The 16,729-nt window shown below is 41.4% G+C and carries 15 protein-coding genes; 10 read left to right on the forward strand and 5 right to left on the reverse strand.

Features of this window, described 5'->3' with window-relative positions; all coding sequences use genetic code 11:
- The first annotated feature begins 79 nt into the window (after nt 1-79).
- From ACYH0O_RS03020 to modB, 8 genes are all read left to right on the forward strand, one after another.
- Complete coding sequence (locus ACYH0O_RS03020) at nt 80-2,437, forward strand: FdhF/YdeP family oxidoreductase (protein WP_482631071.1); 2,358 nt, start codon at nt 80-82, stop codon at nt 2,435-2,437.
- Between the two features lie 262 nt (nt 2,438-2,699).
- Entirely contained in the window at nt 2,700-3,710 is a 1,011-nt protein-coding gene (locus tag ACYH0O_RS03025; protein WP_482631072.1) for a MoeB/ThiF family adenylyltransferase, read from the forward strand.
- 17 nt (nt 3,711-3,727) lie between these two features.
- The gene (locus tag ACYH0O_RS03030; protein ID WP_316252570.1) at nt 3,728-5,053 is read left to right on the forward strand and encodes a molybdopterin molybdotransferase MoeA; all 1,326 of its coding nucleotides are present in this window, start codon (nt 3,728-3,730) and stop codon (nt 5,051-5,053) included.
- Entirely contained in the window at nt 5,034-5,507 is a 474-nt protein-coding gene (locus tag ACYH0O_RS03035) for a molybdenum cofactor biosynthesis protein MoaE (protein ID WP_482631073.1), read from the forward strand. Before ACYH0O_RS03030 ends, ACYH0O_RS03035 begins: the two co-directional genes overlap by 20 nt.
- On the forward strand, nt 5,504-5,737 hold the full coding sequence (moaD, locus tag ACYH0O_RS03040) for a molybdopterin converting factor subunit 1 (RefSeq protein WP_426891057.1): 234 nt from the start codon (nt 5,504-5,506) through the stop codon (nt 5,735-5,737). The genes ACYH0O_RS03035 and moaD overlap by 4 nt, the downstream gene beginning before the upstream one ends.
- 16 nt (nt 5,738-5,753) lie before the next feature.
- On the forward strand, nt 5,754-6,263 hold the full coding sequence (locus ACYH0O_RS03045) for a MogA/MoaB family molybdenum cofactor biosynthesis protein (protein ID WP_482631074.1): 510 nt from the start codon (nt 5,754-5,756) through the stop codon (nt 6,261-6,263).
- Between the two features lie 17 nt (nt 6,264-6,280).
- Nucleotides 6,281-7,078, forward strand: coding sequence for a molybdate ABC transporter substrate-binding protein (gene modA, locus ACYH0O_RS03050; RefSeq protein WP_482631075.1), 798 nt, complete (start codon nt 6,281-6,283; stop codon nt 7,076-7,078).
- Entirely contained in the window at nt 7,078-7,737 is a 660-nt protein-coding gene (gene modB, locus ACYH0O_RS03055; protein ID WP_482631076.1) for a molybdate ABC transporter permease subunit, read from the forward strand. The genes modA and modB overlap by 1 nt, the downstream gene beginning before the upstream one ends.
- A 37-nt stretch (nt 7,738-7,774) precedes the next feature.
- Here modB and moaC read toward each other — a convergent pair whose 3' ends face one another.
- Nucleotides 7,775-8,275: a cyclic pyranopterin monophosphate synthase MoaC gene (gene moaC / locus ACYH0O_RS03060; protein ID WP_426891052.1), complete on the reverse strand. Its 501-nt coding sequence runs from the start codon at nt 8,273-8,275 to the stop codon at nt 7,775-7,777.
- A gap of 74 nt (nt 8,276-8,349) precedes the next feature.
- On the opposite strand from moaC, the gene mobB reads away from it, so the two are divergent.
- Nucleotides 8,350-8,850 (forward strand): molybdopterin-guanine dinucleotide biosynthesis protein B, encoded by a 501-nt coding sequence (gene mobB / locus ACYH0O_RS03065; RefSeq protein ID WP_482631077.1) that lies wholly within the window; start codon nt 8,350-8,352, stop codon nt 8,848-8,850.
- Between the two features lie 31 nt (nt 8,851-8,881).
- Nucleotides 8,882-9,451, forward strand: a complete 570-nt coding sequence (gene mobA / locus ACYH0O_RS03070) for a molybdenum cofactor guanylyltransferase (protein ID WP_482631078.1) — start codon at nt 8,882-8,884, stop codon at nt 9,449-9,451.
- Nucleotides 9,452-9,730: 279 nt separating this feature from the next.
- Here mobA and ACYH0O_RS03075 read toward each other — a convergent pair whose 3' ends face one another.
- The 4 genes from ACYH0O_RS03075 to ACYH0O_RS03090 all read right to left on the reverse strand — a co-directional run bounded on the left by ACYH0O_RS03075 (nt 9,731) and on the right by ACYH0O_RS03090 (nt 16,542).
- Nucleotides 9,731-11,416, reverse strand: coding sequence for a hypothetical protein (locus ACYH0O_RS03075; RefSeq protein WP_482631079.1), 1,686 nt, complete (start codon nt 11,414-11,416; stop codon nt 9,731-9,733).
- A 245-nt stretch (nt 11,417-11,661) separates the two neighbouring features.
- Complete coding sequence (locus ACYH0O_RS03080; protein WP_482631080.1) at nt 11,662-12,465, reverse strand: endonuclease/exonuclease/phosphatase family protein; 804 nt, start codon at nt 12,463-12,465, stop codon at nt 11,662-11,664.
- Nucleotides 12,466-12,468: 3 nt separating this feature from the next.
- On the reverse strand, nt 12,469-14,103 hold the full coding sequence (locus ACYH0O_RS03085) for a PTS transporter subunit IIBC (protein ID WP_482631081.1): 1,635 nt from the start codon (nt 14,101-14,103) through the stop codon (nt 12,469-12,471).
- 522 nt (nt 14,104-14,625) lie between these two features.
- Nucleotides 14,626-16,542 (reverse strand): heavy metal translocating P-type ATPase, encoded by a 1,917-nt coding sequence (locus tag ACYH0O_RS03090; protein ID WP_482631082.1) that lies wholly within the window; start codon nt 16,540-16,542, stop codon nt 14,626-14,628.
- Between the last annotated feature and the right edge of the window lie 187 nt (nt 16,543-16,729).

Raw genomic sequence — 16,729 nt, forward strand, 5'->3', positions numbered from 1 at the left:
ATGATTTTTCTGTGGGGAAATTACGGTGGTTTTTTATACGTTCATGATAGGAAGCTCAAGAAGCAAGGAGTGATGGTAAATGGGAGAGACAAAACATCCGGGACCACAAAAGAAACAGAAAAAGCCAGATCCGACATTATGGGTAAGTCCAATTCCGTTTGGACTAGGAAAAGTAAAACCGAAACATATTCGGGATACAATGAAAGTCGCTTGGGATAACCGGGATAATATGGGGTACGCTACACGAATTCTAACAGAGGGGGTATGTGATGGTTGTGCTTTGGGTGTATCAGGGTTATATGACCAAACATTGACGGGTCCCCATATTTGTACAACACGGATGAATGTTTTAAGACTGAATACAATGCCTGCTATAAAACCAGAAATTTTACATGCAGATATTGACGAGCTACGTCAATACGATAGCACAGGTCTCCGTAAATTAGGCCGTATCCCTTATCCAATGATTCGCCGAAAAGGAGAACGCTCCTTTACAAGGATTTCATGGGATGAAGCGATGGATATGATTGCTGATAAAATGAAAGCTCTTGATCCAAAGCAATATGCGTTTTATTTAACTTCTAGAGGGATTACGAATGAAAGTTACTATGTAGCCGGAAAAGTATCTCGCTTCTTAGGGACCAATAACATTGATAATGCCAGTCGCATTTGTCATTCCCCGTCGAAAACAGCCTTAAAACGATCAATCGGTGTAGGAGCTTCTACCTCGAACTATTTAGATTGGATCGGAACAGATGTCATTTTAGTATGGGGTAGCGTCGCATCGAACTCATCTCCTGTATCGACTAAATATATGCTAGAGGCAAAGAAAAAAGGTACAAAAATCATCGTGATCAATCCGTATAAAGAACCTGCAATGGATCAGTATTGGATTCCATCAAATGTAGAGTCGGCTCTTTTTGGAACAAAGATTGCTGACGATTGGTACCAAGTGAATATTGGTGGAGATATTGCCTTTATGCACGGCATTATGAAGCACTGGTTTGACATGGAAGAGAAAGAACACGGCTTAGCAATTAATCATCAGTTTGTGAACGAGCACGTGAATGACTATGAAGAATTGAAAAAGAAAGTACAAGAGCAACCCTGGGAACAAATCATTGAATCATCCGGAATTACACAGGAGCGAATCGTTGAACTAGCAGAACTACTAGCAAAAAGTGAAAATGCAGTGTACGTGTGGGCTCTTGGTTTAACTATGCACTCATTTGCAACGGATAACATATCACAAGTAGCAAACCTAGCACTTCTACGAGGACACTTAGGCAGAAAACACTCAGGGCTTATGCCGTTTCGTGGACACTCCAGTGTTCAAGGAAGCGGGGAGATGGGGGCAGACCCTTTTGTTCTTCCAGGCGGAGATTTTTCTGGTGAAAACATTGATCGCATTGAAAAAATATGGGGGTTTGAATTGCCAAAATGGCAAGGGGATGTAGTCGGGGTCACACTTGAAAACATATTACTACCAGGTGACCATGAGAGTAAAATTAAACTTTATTACATGAGTGGAGGTAATTTTCTAGAAACAATGCCAAATCCTGATTTTATTGAAAAGGCTTTAACAGAACTGGAAATCCGAGTTCACCAAGATATTATTTTAAACACCTCTACATTGCTGGATGCAAAAGAATCCGTCATTATTCTTCCTGCGAAAACACGCTATGAGCAAGAAGACGGAGGGACGAGTACATCGACAGAACGTATGGTATACTTCTCACCTGAAATTAAAGGGAATAAGAACCGAATTGAAGAGGCTCGAGCTGAATGGAAGATTTACATTGATCTAGCAAAGCGTGTGAAGGAAGAAACAGCTCAATTAGTTGATTTTAAAAGTGGTCAAGAAATTCGAAATGAAATTGCACAAGCGAACCCAAACTATAATGGCGTCCAGCACCTGAAAAAGAAAGGAGATGTATTCCAGTGGGGGGGAGCCTGGTTGTGTGAAGGCGGCATTTGTCCGACACCAGATGGAAAAGGGAACCTGATTTCAGTTGATATCCCTGATTTAAATAAAAAGCCTAACCAGTTCTACTTAACAACACGAAGAGGGAAGCAGTTCAACTCAATGGTGTATAAAGAAGTGGATCCATTCAACAATGCTGAACGTTATGATGTTTTAATGAATAAAGACGATGGCTATGAATTAAGTGTTGCTGAAGGAGAAGGCATTGTACTTTACAATAGATATGGTGTTTTTCAAGGTCGTGCGAAATTCGTTGATATTGCGCCCGGAAACGTAGAAGTGCATTTTCCAGAAGGAAACTGTTTGCTTCCCAAAGGAAGATATGAACAATTTGCAAAAATCCCTGATTACAATATTGCCATAACAGTTGAGAAAGCAGATCGCTACACTGCAAAAAAAGATGTGAATTACTTAGAAAAAAGAGTTGAAGATTTAGAAATGGAAGTCAACTAGTCCTATCCAATGAATGATTTCGTTCATTAATGGTATATAGATTCGAATCCTATTTAGGTTAACATAACCACAATAGGATTCATTTTTTGAAAATGAAAGAAGAAATTTACTATTTTTTTTATAATGAGAAACTACTTTTAAAGTAAAATGCAAAGTTGCGGCTTGTTTTACCCAATGACAAAATAGTATCCATAGATATTTACTCGAAATGCAAGAAACGAATACCCCAATTTGGTACCTACAGTAGAAAGGAGGAAGTGAAGTGAATGATCGATATTCGCGCCAAGTTTTATTTCAATCGGTTGGTGAATTGGGACAAAGAAAGATAAGGCGGAAGCACGTGTTGATTTTAGGCTGCGGAGCACTTGGCACTGGAAATGCCGAGACGCTTGTTCGTGCTGGTATAGGAAAACTAACCATTATAGATCGAGATTACGTAGAAAGTAGTAATCTTCAAAGGCAACAATTATTTAGGGAGCAGGATGCAATTGACCAGATTCCGAAAGCAATTGCGGGAAAATATAGGCTTAATCAAATCAATTCTGATGTTCAAATTGACGCTTATGTAATGGATGCAACAGCTGAAAATCTTCTTCCTCTATTAAAAGGTGTAGATCTAGTAATCGATGCGACAGATAATTTTGATGTGCGTTTTATGATAAATGATTTGCTTCAAAAACAACAGATCAATTGGATATTTGGATCTTGTGTTGGAAGTATGGGAATGAGCTATGCCATCATACCTGGACGCACGCCTTGTATAAATTGTATATTACATACCATGCCGCTTTCCGGGGCAACATGCGACTCGGTTGGTATTATTTCTCCGGCCGTTCAGATGGTGGTTGCTCATCAAACTTCAGAGGCTTTAAAATTCTTAGTAGGAGACCATAAGTCATTAAGGTCTCGTCTAGTAATCTTTGATCTTTGGAATAATCAATATCAAACCATTAAAGTAGACAGGGCAAAAAAAGAAGATTGCCCAACATGTGGAGTAAATCCAAGCTTCCCGTATCTGAAATATGAATCCCAAACAAAATCAGAAGTATTATGTGGTAGGAATACGGTCCAAATACGTGCTGGTCAAGAGTTTCACTTAGAAGATTTGGCTACTCGATTACAAAAGCTTGGCCAAATTAAGAAGAATCAATACTTAGTTTCGCTAGAATATCAATCCCACCGATTTATGTTCTTTAAGGATGGCAGAACATTAATTCATGGTACAAATTCAATAGATAACGCAAAAAAAATGTATTATCAAATTATGGGGTAAGGAGGGGGACAGCCATGGTGAAAAATAGACGACCCATTGAAGTTCGTGAAGCAATCGAACAAGTAATGAAATTTGCTAAATCAGGAAGTGTGGATTTTGTTCCAATTGAACATGCAAACGGACTTTTTTTAGGCAGTGATCTTCTTGCTGATCACGATGTACCAAGCTTTAATCGATCTCCATATGACGGTTTTGCCATTAGATCCATCGACACACAACAAGCTTCAGCAGATCATCCAATTGAATTAAAAGTAGTGGGTGAAATAGGAGCGGGAAGTATATTTACAGATACACTTCAGCCAAGAGAAGCGGTACGAATTATGACAGGTGCACAAATCCCTGAAGGCTGTGACGCAGTCGTAATGCTGGAACTAGTAAAAGAGATGAAAAAAGATGGGGGTGATATCATTCAACTCAAACGTTCCTATCTTCCTGGTGACAATATTTCCTTTAGAGGGGAAGATACGAAACAAGGTACTGTACTTGCTCAAAAGGGGACCTATATTAATCCAGGTATCATTGCCTTACTCGCAACCTTTGGTTATAAACAAGTACCCATCAGTAAAAAGCCTAGGGTCGGTGTAATTGCAACGGGGAGTGAGTTGTTACAAATCGATGAGCCACTTGAGCCAGGTAAGATTAGAAATAGTAATGCTTACATGGTGAATGCGCAAATTGAACGTGCTGGAGCGATACCGATTTATTTTGGTCAGTTCAGTGATCATTTTGAAACATGCTATGAGAAAGTCAAAGAGACCCTTTCAAAAGTAGATTTCTTAATCACAACGGGTGGCGTTTCTGTTGGAGACTATGATTACTTACCTGCAATTTATGAGAAGTTACAGGCGAACATCTTATTTAATAAAGTAGGGATGCGGCCAGGGAGTGTCACAACGGTTGCCGAGAAAGATGGGAAATTATTGTTTGGATTATCAGGAAACCCATCTGCCTGTTATGTTGGATTTGAGCTGTTTACTAGACCAATCATTCGTACCTTTCTGGAATGTGAAAATCCCTTCTTAAAAAGCGTAACAGCAACACTTGGTTCGAATTTCTCAAAGCCAAACCCTTTTGATCGATTCGTTAGAGGATACTTATCATTTGAAGACGGTGAGGTTACTGTTTTTCCAAATGGACTTGATAAATCAGGTTCTGTCGCTTCACTAGCGATGACAAATGTATTCATCGTTTTGCCTGGAGGAACGAGGGGGTTCGAAAAGGGAATGAAAGTGAAAATCATTCTACTGGATGACCAAGGGGGATCAGCATCTCTTTCGTTCATAGATCAAAAGAAGAGAAATTCATACAGAAAGGAGAATAGTAGTGAAAGAGGAGCTTTTTAACATAATAGATGAACCTATTGAGCTTCAAGAGCTGGTTGATAAAGTCACGAGCAGAGAGGCTGGAGCCGTCACAACATTTATTGGAACCGTTCGTGAATGGACAAAGGGAAAAAGAACGGTTTATTTAGAATATCAGGCTTATAAGCCAATGGCTATTAATATGTTAAAAACGATCGGGGATGAAATCCAATCTAAATGGCCAAAAACAAAAGTCGCCATTACACACCGTGTAGGACGATTGGATATTTCTGATATTGCTGTGATCATTGCCGTTTCATCTCCACACCGAAAAGCAGCATATGAAGCGAATGAATATGCCATTGAACGGATAAAGAAAATTGTCCCGATTTGGAAAAAGGAGCATTGGGAAGATGGAGAAACCTGGATTGGCGATCAATTAGAAAATGTTCCCTTCCCTAAAGGGAAACCTACTATAAAGGGTGAATCAAGATGATTACAGTGTTACTTTTTGCTCACTTACAAGAAGAGGCAGGAACCGCTCGTTTGACATTACAATTAGATGAGTTAACGATTAGCGAATTAAAGATAGAGCTACAAAATACATATCATTTAACACGTATGGATCATGTGATGACAGCGATTAATGAAGAATATGCAACAAATGAAGATAAGATACAATCAGGAGATGTCGTTGCATTGATTCCACCTGTAAGTGGTGGATAAAATGGGGGGTATAGTCATGTTAAAAGAACATCGCAAAAAGTCTCCTGAGATCGTTCATTGTGCAGTTATGACAATAAGCGATACGAGAAACAAAGATACTGATAAAAGCGGAAAACTTCTACATGAATTATTGGAAAGAGACAACCACAAGGTCATCCATTATGAAGTTGTCCCAGATGAAAAAAATAGTATAAACCACATGATTAAGCGTTTTTTGGAGAATGAGAAAATTGAAGTAATCATTATTAATGGTGGGACGGGGATAGCAAAGAGAGATGTGACGATTGAAGCTGTCAAGCCATTACTAGATAAAGAGATACCTGGTTTTGGAGAACTATTCCGTTATTTAAGCTATGAGCTTGAGATTGGTTCTGCAAGCTTTCTTTCCCGTGCCATTGCAGGAGTCGCGAATCAAAAAGCCATCTTTTCCATTCCAGGTTCAACCGGTGCGGTAAAACTTGCAATGGATAAATTAATCCTTCCAGAACTAGGTCATATGGTCATGGAAATTAATAAAGATTTATAGAATAAAGGATGAACAAATTGAAACGTATCATGGCATCTTTTTTAGTCCTTTGTCTGTTAATAATGGTTGGGTGTAGTGATAGCAAGAAAGAAAGTAACAAGACAATCAAAATAACAGTCTCAGCAGCCTCCAGTATGACAGAAAGTTTAAATAAATTAAAAGATATGTTTGAAAAAGAGCACCCTTCCATTACTATTACCTATAATTTTGGTGGGACGGGAACTTTACGAAAACAGGTTGAGCAAGGAGCACCAGTTGATTTATTCTTTTTAGCATCCAAAAAAGATTATCAACTCCTTGAAAAAGGTGGGTATATACAGAAAGGTAACCCTATTTTTGAGAATCAGTTGGTTATCATTAAGCAAGAAGGAACAGGTATAGATAGCTTCAAATCTTTTCTGAATACGAATGAAAAGGTTGCAATAGGAACTCCTGAAGCTGTTCCAGCAGGAACTTATTCAAAGCAAATGCTCAAGTCAATCGGTGCGTGGGATAAACTAGTCAAAGATAACCGCCTAGTATTTGCTAAGGATGTTCACCATGTTCTCAATTTAGTGGAAACAGGAGCTGTGGATATAGGGTTTGTTTACTTAAGTGACACATTACAAGCTACAAACATAGAGATTATGAAGGAAATAGACTCTAATTTACATGAACCTATCAAATATTACATGGCTATGATGAAAGAACAGGAAACGAATCAAAAGGCAGTTGAAACCTTTTATCAGTATGTATTATTGGATAAAGGTTTAGAAGTATTTGAGTCATATGGTTTTCAAACGAATAAAGATGAAGAGAAGTCGGAGGAATCATAATGGAATGGTCATGGTTTCCCGTGCAATTATCTATCATTGTCGCTTTAACTGCGACAATGACGACTCTCATAATCGGAATCATCACTGCTTACTGGATCGTTACTAAATCGATAAAAGGAAAAGCCATAATAGAAACCATTTTCTTTTTGCCGTTAGTCTTACCACCGACCGTCATAGGATTTCTTCTGATTGTTGTATTTGGAAAAAATAGTCCCCTAGGGCAATGGATCGAGTGGTTAACGGGAAGAAGCCTATTATTTACGTCAACTGCCGCCATCATAGCAGCTACCATTGTTGCTTTTCCATTAATGTATCAGTCAGTCAAAACTGGTTTTTTGTCAGTGGATCAACAGATAATCTCCGCTGCAAAGGTTGATGGAGCTTCGGGTTGGAAGCTGTTAACAGTCATCATTTTACCGTTATCGATACGGGCGATTATCACAGGAATGATACTTAGCTTCACAAGGGCATTTGGAGAATTTGGAGCTACTCTTATGTTTGCTGGAAACATTCCAGGAAGTACGCAAACCATCCCAGCGGCTATTTATCTCGCGCTGGAAACTGGAGAGACTCAGATTGCTTGGTATTATGCTTTGATCAGTATAGGGTTTTCATTTATCCTCTTATTTTCTATCAATCGAACGAAGAGGGATTCATAATGTATATACTGGGGAATATAAAAAGGACATGGGAATATCATTCCTTGTCCTTCTCCATGCGTTTATAATCTCCATTCTTGCCACCGCTTTTTTCAAGTAAGTAAGTAGGTCCGATGATCATGCCCTTGTCCACTGCTTTACACATATCATAAACGGTTAAAGCAGCAACGGAAACGGCCGTTAATGCCTCCATTTCAACACCAGTACTTCCTACGGTTTTCACTTCAGCCTCAATTACTAATTCAAATCGATCATGTGGAATAGGCAGCCATTTGAAGGAAAGGTCTACACCATTTATCGGGATGGGGTGACACATCGGAATGATGGAAGATGTTTGTTTAGCCCCCATTATTCCAGCAATTTGGGAAACTCCTAAAACGTCTCCTTTTTTATTATTTTGATGGATAATATTCTCATAAACGCCTTTCGTCATTTGAACACTCGAACGGGCAATCGCTTTTCGAGAACTTTCTTTTTTTTCACTAATATCAACCATTTTGGCTCTGCCGTGATCATTAAAATGCGAGAAATGACTCATATTATATCATCCTTTATTATAGAAGTAGTTTTAGTTTCATCCTATCACAAGAAGAACACATAGGAGAGATTTAAGTGTTAATATTTCAAGTTGTCGGTTATAAAAAAAGTGGAAAGACAACATTAGTCAGTCAACTCATTCAATTTTTTTCAATAAAGGGACTCAATGTCGCAAGCTTAAAGCATCATGGACATGGAGGAACTCCTGCATCTGTGGAAGTGACAGATACTGCAAAACATGAGAAAGCAGGAGCTGTCATGACGGGTGTTGAAGGTGAAGGAGTATTACAGCTGACCGTTAAGAAGTCTTCATGGAGATTAGATCAGATTTTCGCTTTTTATCATATGATCGATATTGATTTACTGATCATAGAAGGGTTTAAGGAACATGATTTTGATAAGGTAGTGTTAATAAGAGATGAAAGGGACCTTGCTTTGTTAAAGCGTCTATCAAGTATTAAAGCCATTATGACAACATTACCTCTACGAGAAGATGACTATGAAATACCGATATTTAAGCCCAATGAGAATGAAATTTTTTGTGAGTGGTTAGTTGGCAGATTAGGTGATTCATAATGGAAAATAATACAAGAAAGGGGTTGCGTTTATGGCAAGCAGGTTTGCCGGAATTGTATTAGCAGGCGGCGAGTCAAGACGATTCGGCTCCCCGAAAGCATTTGCCAAAAGAGACGAAATACCTTTCTATCAATATTCAATCGATGTCTTAGCCCCTCTTTGTCAATTGGTTATAGTGGTGACTCGGCCGGAACTGTATCAGATGTTTGATGAAGGAGAGAAAAAGTTCAAGGTGATGATCGACAAGGAACCCTATAAAGGTCAAGGTCCACTATCAGGGATATATTCTGCCATGGATGAAGTTTCAGCACAGTGGTATATGGTACTACCGACGGATGTTCCTTTTATCGAGCAATGGGTATGCCGGCAGCTAATGGAACAAATTAATTCTGAGGTGGATGCAGTTGTTCCCATCGTATTGGGAAAAGAACAACCGCTCATTGCTATTTATCATCAATCAGTTAAAGAAACGATTGAAAAACAATTATCAAGGGGCAGAAGGTCTTTAAAAAGTCTTTTTGAACAAATCAAAGTGAAGTATGTACAGATAGATAAAGAACAGCCATTTCGGAATATTAATAGACCAGAAGATTTTCTTTAGACTTGAAGCATAGTTTGTTCTCGATAATAACTAGTTGGAAAAACAAGTATTTAAAGGTCAGTATAGATAAATAGGGGAATTAGAGAGAAGTAGTAAAGGTGTATTTTATCGACGTTTCGAATGACTTTTCATTAGTCACTGAAATTTTGATAGTATAGGTTGTGGAGGAGTTCTGAATTTATCAGAACTCTTCCACGAGTTTAGAAAAACGAATACTACATTGGTATTGAATGACTTTCCTTATTTTTTTATGAATGACAATCTATACGAAAGCTTCCTCTAATTTTTTAATCCTTCAATTGTCATCTCTTTCACTGGCAGGAATTCTTCCCCTGTATCCATGTACTTCACGTTCACCTTATCATTTTCCTTCAGGTAGATCGCAAGCAGGCTGTTTTCGGAAGAGACGATATAGTTTTTGCCGTTGTCGAGTAAGAATGATACGACCGTGTAGTCACCTGTCTTTTCTTTGTAAACACGGACGACTGTGCCATTTGTCTGTTTCTCCTCGGCTTTCGAGCTACCGTCAACGCTTCCGCCGCCGCGTTGGAGAGCGGTTTTGTATTGCTTCAATGCCTGGTTTGGGGTGCCCGCATAGGCTGAGATTTCCGGGTTGGCTGCTGAGACGATGAAGTAGTTCTGTAAGAAACCATTCGCATCGAGCACCGGTGTCAACCAGCTTGCTTCTCCGTAGAAGTTATAAAGCACCGGCATTTCGCCATCCCATTTTTTCTCGATGAATTTCTTCTGGATGATCTGCAGGGCACCCTGGGAATCCATGTACGATTCTTCAAGGTTTCCTGTGTAGAACGTCGCTTCTCCCGTCCTAGAGTTCGTTAAGGAGTAGCCGAGCATGGAATCGACACCTTCTTTTGGCGAGGTGAAATCGGTGAAGTAGTACATGTCACCATTTTCGTCAAAAATAGGGCTCACATTGGCTTCGGTCCCTTCATCAGAAGGAAGCTTGACGTCTGATTTACCGAAGCGGCTGTTCCAGAATCCTTGAACGTAGTTACCGAAATAACTGTTTTGGAGGCTGACGGTTTCCGGTGAAATCGCGCCGTCAATGAAATCCGGGACTTCATCGATTTTGTATGACTTGGTATCACCGGATTTCGGATCTACCATGACGATTCCCTTCGCTTCAAATCCGTTACGTGCGGAAATGAACTCACCGAACGTCCGAATATAGAATGGCTTTCCTTCGTCATCAATTTCAAGCTGAACATCGCCATTGAAGATCTGCTTCGGATAGTTCAAGCGGATGTGTCGCTCGATTTTTTTATTAAAGAAAGCAGAAGGTGTGTAGACCATTTCTTCTTTGATGAATTTAGGGTTTGATGATGAGTCTGTGGCACTTAGCGTGAAGTAACCAGGTGTTTCATCCCCCTTGAACCATTTGAAGAATCCTGAGAATTCAACCGGTGCAATGTAGACGTACTCGCCATTGACCTTTTGAATCTGCAGTCGTCCAAGCTCATAGTAACTCGTATTCGGAACCTGACCGAATGCTTTCTTCATCTTGTTCCGGGCGAATTGTGGAGGCACGCTTGCCGGCGTTTCCTTCTCATCAAACGCTTCGATTTCCGTTTTTACGTCCATTTTCGCTGATTCAAATTTCTCATCGGCGTTGAACACAAAAGCAGTCAGGAAGTAAGCCCCGACGAGGAGACTTCCAAGGAACAGTGCACCCTTCACCATTCGTTCGGTCCCGGTTGCAAATGTGGCGCCGAATCCTGCGGCTACGATGAGCAAGATCCACATGCTCGTAAAGTTCTGATCAAGATTTGTCATATAATAGAAGACGAATACAATGATAGTCGTGATCAGGAGGATGGCTCCGAACAGTGCTGCAAATGACGGATACCCCTCTTTTTTATTCTGCTTTTTCATGATTGCCATCGGTATGACAAGTAAGGCCATGACCAATCCGACAATGACTGAAAATAGTAATATATTTCCCATAGTGTTCCCCTTTCAAGGTTGTGTTTCTGTTTATAGTGTATATACGGATGAGGGGGCGGGGAGGTTTCAATTGATTTTGAGAATGAGTTGGGATGGTGTGTTGACTGAGTGTTCGATCGGGAGAGCGGTGTGGTTTTTATTGATAAATGTAGAACGGTCGATAAAATTCAAATTCCCACAACCATCCTCGGAAAGAATACTCCTAAACCCCATTCAAACCCACAAAAAAAGCAGCCAATCCAAGATCAGCTGCTTTCCCCGACACCCAAAACCACTTCAACCCCGAAGTGATCCGAGACAACAGGCTTATTTACATCATTAAAGATGACACGTGAAGACCTAACGTCCAGTTTCTCACTGGACAGTACAAGGTCAATCCTTAAATCGACCTTATTCTCATCCCATCCTGCAATCTTCCCCTCAACGGTTACACCGCTGTCCCGTTCAACAGCTTCATCAAATGTATCCAGGAGTCCTTTTGAAAGAAGATAATCATACCCTTCCTCACGAACCCACGCATTATTATTGAAGTCCCCCATTAAAAAGAAGGGGGATTCAGGAGTGATTTGCTCCATCAAGGAGTCAACCTGGAATGTAAAAGGTTCCTCTTCGTCCGTCCACCAGCCTAGGTGGCAGGAGTAGAAGGTGAGGGGCTTTCCTTCATACGAAATCGTCGCCCCTATAATCTTACGGGTTTTCCAGTAGGATTGGTCGTGACTTTTTGAGATGAAGAAGCGGTGTTCTTCTATGACCGGGTGCTTCGTTAATATCGCCACGCCTTCTTCGTACACGCCGTACCCGATATGCGCGAATTCCCAGACGAGTGTGTAATCCGTCACGCCGCGTTTCTCCAGCTCCCCAAGAAGAACGAGGGCAAAATTGTCTTTTTTAACTAAACCCTGGGAAGGTTCACTTTCGATCAGCTGACTGACTTCCTGGAGGGCGATGACATCGTAGGATTTCTCCGCGATGTCATGCGCCAGGATCGAGATTTTTTCGAGTTGGTTGTCTTCTTGCCATGAGTGACAATTCAACGTGAGTAATTTCATGTATTACGCTCCCAGTAAATCTTGAATGTCAGACTTGATGACGTCTGCTTTCGGACCATAAATGGCTTGTACACCTTTGTCTTTCAGGATGAGTCCTAATGCTCCGTTTTTCTTCCATTCCTGTTCAGTTCCAACAAGGCTTGTGTCTTTTACAGTTACACGAAGACGGGTCATACATGCATCCACGTCTACGATGTTTTCTTTACCGCCAAGCATGGCAACGACTTTCGGAGCGATGGAATCGGCACTTACGGTACCGCCGCCTGTAGATGCTTCATCTTCAATGTAGTTTCCGTTACGACCCGGCGTCGGGAAGTTGAACTTTTTGATCAAGAAGTTGGCAACCGTGAAGTTAAGGCCAAAGAATACGATACAGGCAACGACGAAGTTCAGAAGGTCTACCCACAGACCGGCTTTGATGATCATCGGAACACGAGTCAGAAGCTCGATGGATCCGAATGAGTGAACGCGGATGTGAACGATATCCACAATCGCGAAAGCAAGTCCCGTCATGATTGCATACACAACATATAAAAGGGGAGCTGCGAACATGAACATGAATTCGATAGGCTCTGTAACACCTGTTAAGAATACGGCTAAACCAGCTGACAGGAACATAGATTTGTATTTTTTCTTTTTGTCTTTATCCACATTTCGGTACATGGCATAAGCGATACCGATCAAAGCAGCTGTGGATAAAATCATTTGACCTACTTTGAAGCGGGCAGGTGTGACGTCATTTAATAACTGTTTGTAGCTTTCAGTATCTCCTGCAGCCAGGAAATTATTTAAGTCAGCGATCCATGCGAGCCACAGTGGATCTTGACCGGCAACCGTCGAACCTGCACCTGAACCTGTCAGGATTTTGTACGTTCCGCCTAGTTCCGTGTAGTTGATTGGAACCGTTAACATATGATGGAGACCGAATGGTAATAGTAAACGCTCTAATGCACCGAATACGAATGGTGCAATGATCGGTGCTGTGTTTCTTGATGTGGCGATCCATTGACCGAAGTCATTCAGCAACCCTTGGATGAATGGCCATACAATCGCCATGATGACAGCGATGACGATGGATCCGACAATCACGACAAATGGTACGAAACGTTTTCCGTTAAAGAAGGAAAGGGCATCCGGTAATTTACTGTAGTTGTAATATTTGTTGAAAAGATTGGCTCCCAGGAAACCTGAGATGATTCCGACGAATACACCCATGTTTAAAGCAGGAGCACCAAGGACCGATGTGAAATAATCTGAAACGACTAATGTTTGTCCGAATAGGGAAGAGACAGTTGCTTTGGGATCCCCAAGCATATCTCCGTTAACCCCAAAGATCGCGCCTGTAATACGGTTGATGAGGATGAAAGCGATCAGTGCAGCGAAAGCTCCTCCTGCACGCTCTTTCGCCCACGAACCCCCGATGGCTACGGCGAAGAGGATGTGGAGATTGGTGATGACTCCCCAACCGATATCTTCCATTACTCTTGCAACCGTTTGCACCAATGTGATGTCTCCGCCCATCATCGCAATCAACTTACCAAGGGAAATCATGATCCCTGCAGCTGGCATGACTGCCACAACCACAAGCAACGCTTTCCCGAATTTCTGCCAAAAATCGAACGACAATAAATTCTTCATAAACCCGTTTCCTCCTTTAATATCAATCTATTTGTCTATATATTTTACATTGAATGACATGTGTGCGTTTACATTTCAAATGAAAATGAAATGCTGATTGGTGCGTCTTATCATTAGAGTGATATGTAATATGAAAATAGATGCAACCGTTTGCACTAACTAAACACATTTTATGATATCCCTTTCAAGAAAGCAACAACAAAATATTATTTTAGTAAAATATAATTAGTTGGAGGGACGGACCTTGGTAGGGAAGGTGTGTTTCAGGGGATGTGGATAACTAGCCTGGTTGTTTAGTAGTGAGAGGAATGGGAGGGAGTAATGTACTATGGGATTGTGGATAATTTTCAGGGGAGAAAATGGTGGACCCATTGTGGATGGAGTAAGGGTGTGGATAAGTCTCAAAGAATCGCTGGACTGTCATTCTATTTCAATCATTGAAATTAAATCCCTCACGAATTTATCGCCACTAAACATTTCATAAAAAAACATCCAACCTCTCAAGATTGGATGTTTATCACATTATTTCAACAATCGCAGACCGTTTAAGATAACCAAGATCGTACTTCCTTCATGCCCGATGACCCCATAGGGCAGATCCAGGATTTGCAGGAAGTTCGAGGCGATCAACAGCATAATCACAACAATCGAAAACACTACGTTCTGTTGCACGATCCGCTTCATCTTTTTAGATAGTTTTATAGCTTCAGCAATACGGGTGAGATCATTCTTCATTAACACGACGTCGGCTGTTTCCAGGGCGACGTCGGTTCCTTCACCCATGGCGATTCCGACGTTGGCCGTTGCAAGTGCCGGTGCGTCGTTGATTCCGTCCCCGACCATTCCAACCGTGCCGAATTGACGCTTCATCTTTTTCAGTTCGTCTACTTTCGTTTCCGGCAGGCATTCAGCAATGAAGGAAGCGACCTTCGCTTCTACTGCAATGGCATGAGCTGTCTTCTCATTGTCCCCTGTCAGCATGATGGTTTGGACCCCTTCATCTTTCAGGAGTTGCAGAGCTTTAATGGTTTCTTTACGCACGACGTCTTTCAAAGCGATCAAAGCGACAATTTCATTCTCTTTGGCAACGAAGACCGTTGTTTTTCCTTCGGAAGCGATTCGTTCAAAGACACCATCCATAAATTGTTGTGCTAACACTTTATCCACAAAATCTGCTTTCCCGATTTTCCATTCGGCTCCGTCCACAAACGCTTTGACTCCCCAACCGGATACGTCTTCAAGGGAATCTGGCTGGGAGAGTTCCAGGTTTAATTCGCGGGTTGCGTGATGAACGATGGCTTGAGCAAGTGGATGATTCGACTGATTTTCAATCGAAGCAACGGTAGCCATGACTTCACGTTCCTCCGCATGATCCGCAACCACTATATCCGTTACGACGGGTTTCCCCTTCGTCAACGTTCCTGTTTTATCAAAGGCAATGGCTTTAATGTTGCTTAAGTTTTCCAAGTGGGCGCCGCCTTTAAAGAGAATTCCGTGACGGGCACCGTTTGAAATGGCAGATAAACTCGCTGGCATGATCGCTGCAACCAGGGCACAAGGTGAAGCAACAACGAGCAGGACCATTGCCCGGTAGAATGTTTCCGTCCAGCTCCATCCGAGTAGGAAGTGAGGCAGGAACATCATCAGAAAGACAACGGCAAGCACGACTTTTACATAGGTTCCTTCAAAGCGTTCAATGAACTGCTGAGAAGGCGATTTTTCGCTTTGCGCGGATTGCACGAGATCAATGATTTTTTGGAAAAGTGTCTCGCTGCTTGGTTTGGTCATTTTAATGGTGATGGCACCATTGATGTTGACCGTACCAGCGAACACTTCATCTCTTTGACCTTTTGTTACAGGGACTGCTTCTCCGGAAATGGCTGCTTCATCGATGGACGTTGTTCCTTTTACGACAACACCGTCTGTTGGCACGCGTTCTCCTGGTTTAATTAAAATGTGGTCACCGATTTCAAGGCTTGAAACGCGGACTTTCTTTTCACCAGTCCCTGCCACAAGCCATGCTTCTTCTGGCTGCAGCTGCATGAGTGCGGAAATTTCTTTCTGACTTTTGTTCATCGTATACGTTTCAAGTGCGCCACTGACTGCGAAGATGAAGATGAGGATGGCGCCCTCTGTCCAGTACCCAATAATGGCAGATCCGACTGCGGCAAATATCATCAGCATTTCTACATTCAGTTCTTTGTTTTCAATGGTTTCTTCGATTCCTTCTTTGGCTTTCGCGAACCCGCCGATGGCAAAGGCGAGGAGATAGAAGATAGTGCTTAAGGTGGAGTCATCGTTTGACGTCAACCACCCCAGTAAAATAAACACACCGCTGACCAGCGCGGCAATCAATTCTGCATGAGGCTTTATTTTTTCAAAGATGTGTATTTTTTCATTTGGTGTCCCCATGGTTAAGGCTTTGGATTGTGAACTCATAGCGTATTCCTCCTTCAGTTAAATGAAAATATGAGATTCTCATTGAGAATAATAATCAACGTCATTACCCCTATAAAACGACGAAAGCTGCCACCAATGAAAGGTGACAGCAAAACTGCATGTGCTCTTAGATGATTTTATATGAAGTTAGTAATTTATAATTATTATAATCTAATCCTATCACATG

Source organism: Rossellomorea sp. H136, from assembly GCF_056838065.1.

What these genes read in the sequence shown, in the direction of transcription:
- ACYH0O_RS03085 (WP_482631081.1), bottom strand. Translation starts at nt 14,103, where the DNA reads ATGAAGAATTTATTGTCGTTCGATTTTTGGCAGAAATTCGGGAAAGCG.
- modB (WP_482631076.1), top strand. Translation starts at nt 7,078, where the DNA reads ATGGAATGGTCATGGTTTCCCGTGCAATTATCTATCATTGTCGCTTTA.
- moaC (WP_426891052.1), bottom strand. Translation starts at nt 8,275, where the DNA reads ATGAGTCATTTCTCGCATTTTAATGATCACGGCAGAGCCAAAATGGTT.
- ACYH0O_RS03075 (WP_482631079.1), bottom strand. Translation starts at nt 11,416, where the DNA reads ATGGGAAATATATTACTATTTTCAGTCATTGTCGGATTGGTCATGGCC.
- mobA (WP_482631078.1), top strand. Translation starts at nt 8,882, where the DNA reads ATGGCAAGCAGGTTTGCCGGAATTGTATTAGCAGGCGGCGAGTCAAGA.
- ACYH0O_RS03080 (WP_482631080.1), bottom strand. Translation starts at nt 12,465, where the DNA reads ATGAAATTACTCACGTTGAATTGTCACTCATGGCAAGAAGACAACCAA.
- ACYH0O_RS03045 (WP_482631074.1), top strand. Translation starts at nt 5,754, where the DNA reads ATGTTAAAAGAACATCGCAAAAAGTCTCCTGAGATCGTTCATTGTGCA.
- ACYH0O_RS03090 (WP_482631082.1), bottom strand. Translation starts at nt 16,542, where the DNA reads ATGAGTTCACAATCCAAAGCCTTAACCATGGGGACACCAAATGAAAAA.
- ACYH0O_RS03020 (WP_482631071.1), top strand. Translation starts at nt 80, where the DNA reads ATGGGAGAGACAAAACATCCGGGACCACAAAAGAAACAGAAAAAGCCA.
- moaD (WP_426891057.1), top strand. Translation starts at nt 5,504, where the DNA reads ATGATTACAGTGTTACTTTTTGCTCACTTACAAGAAGAGGCAGGAACC.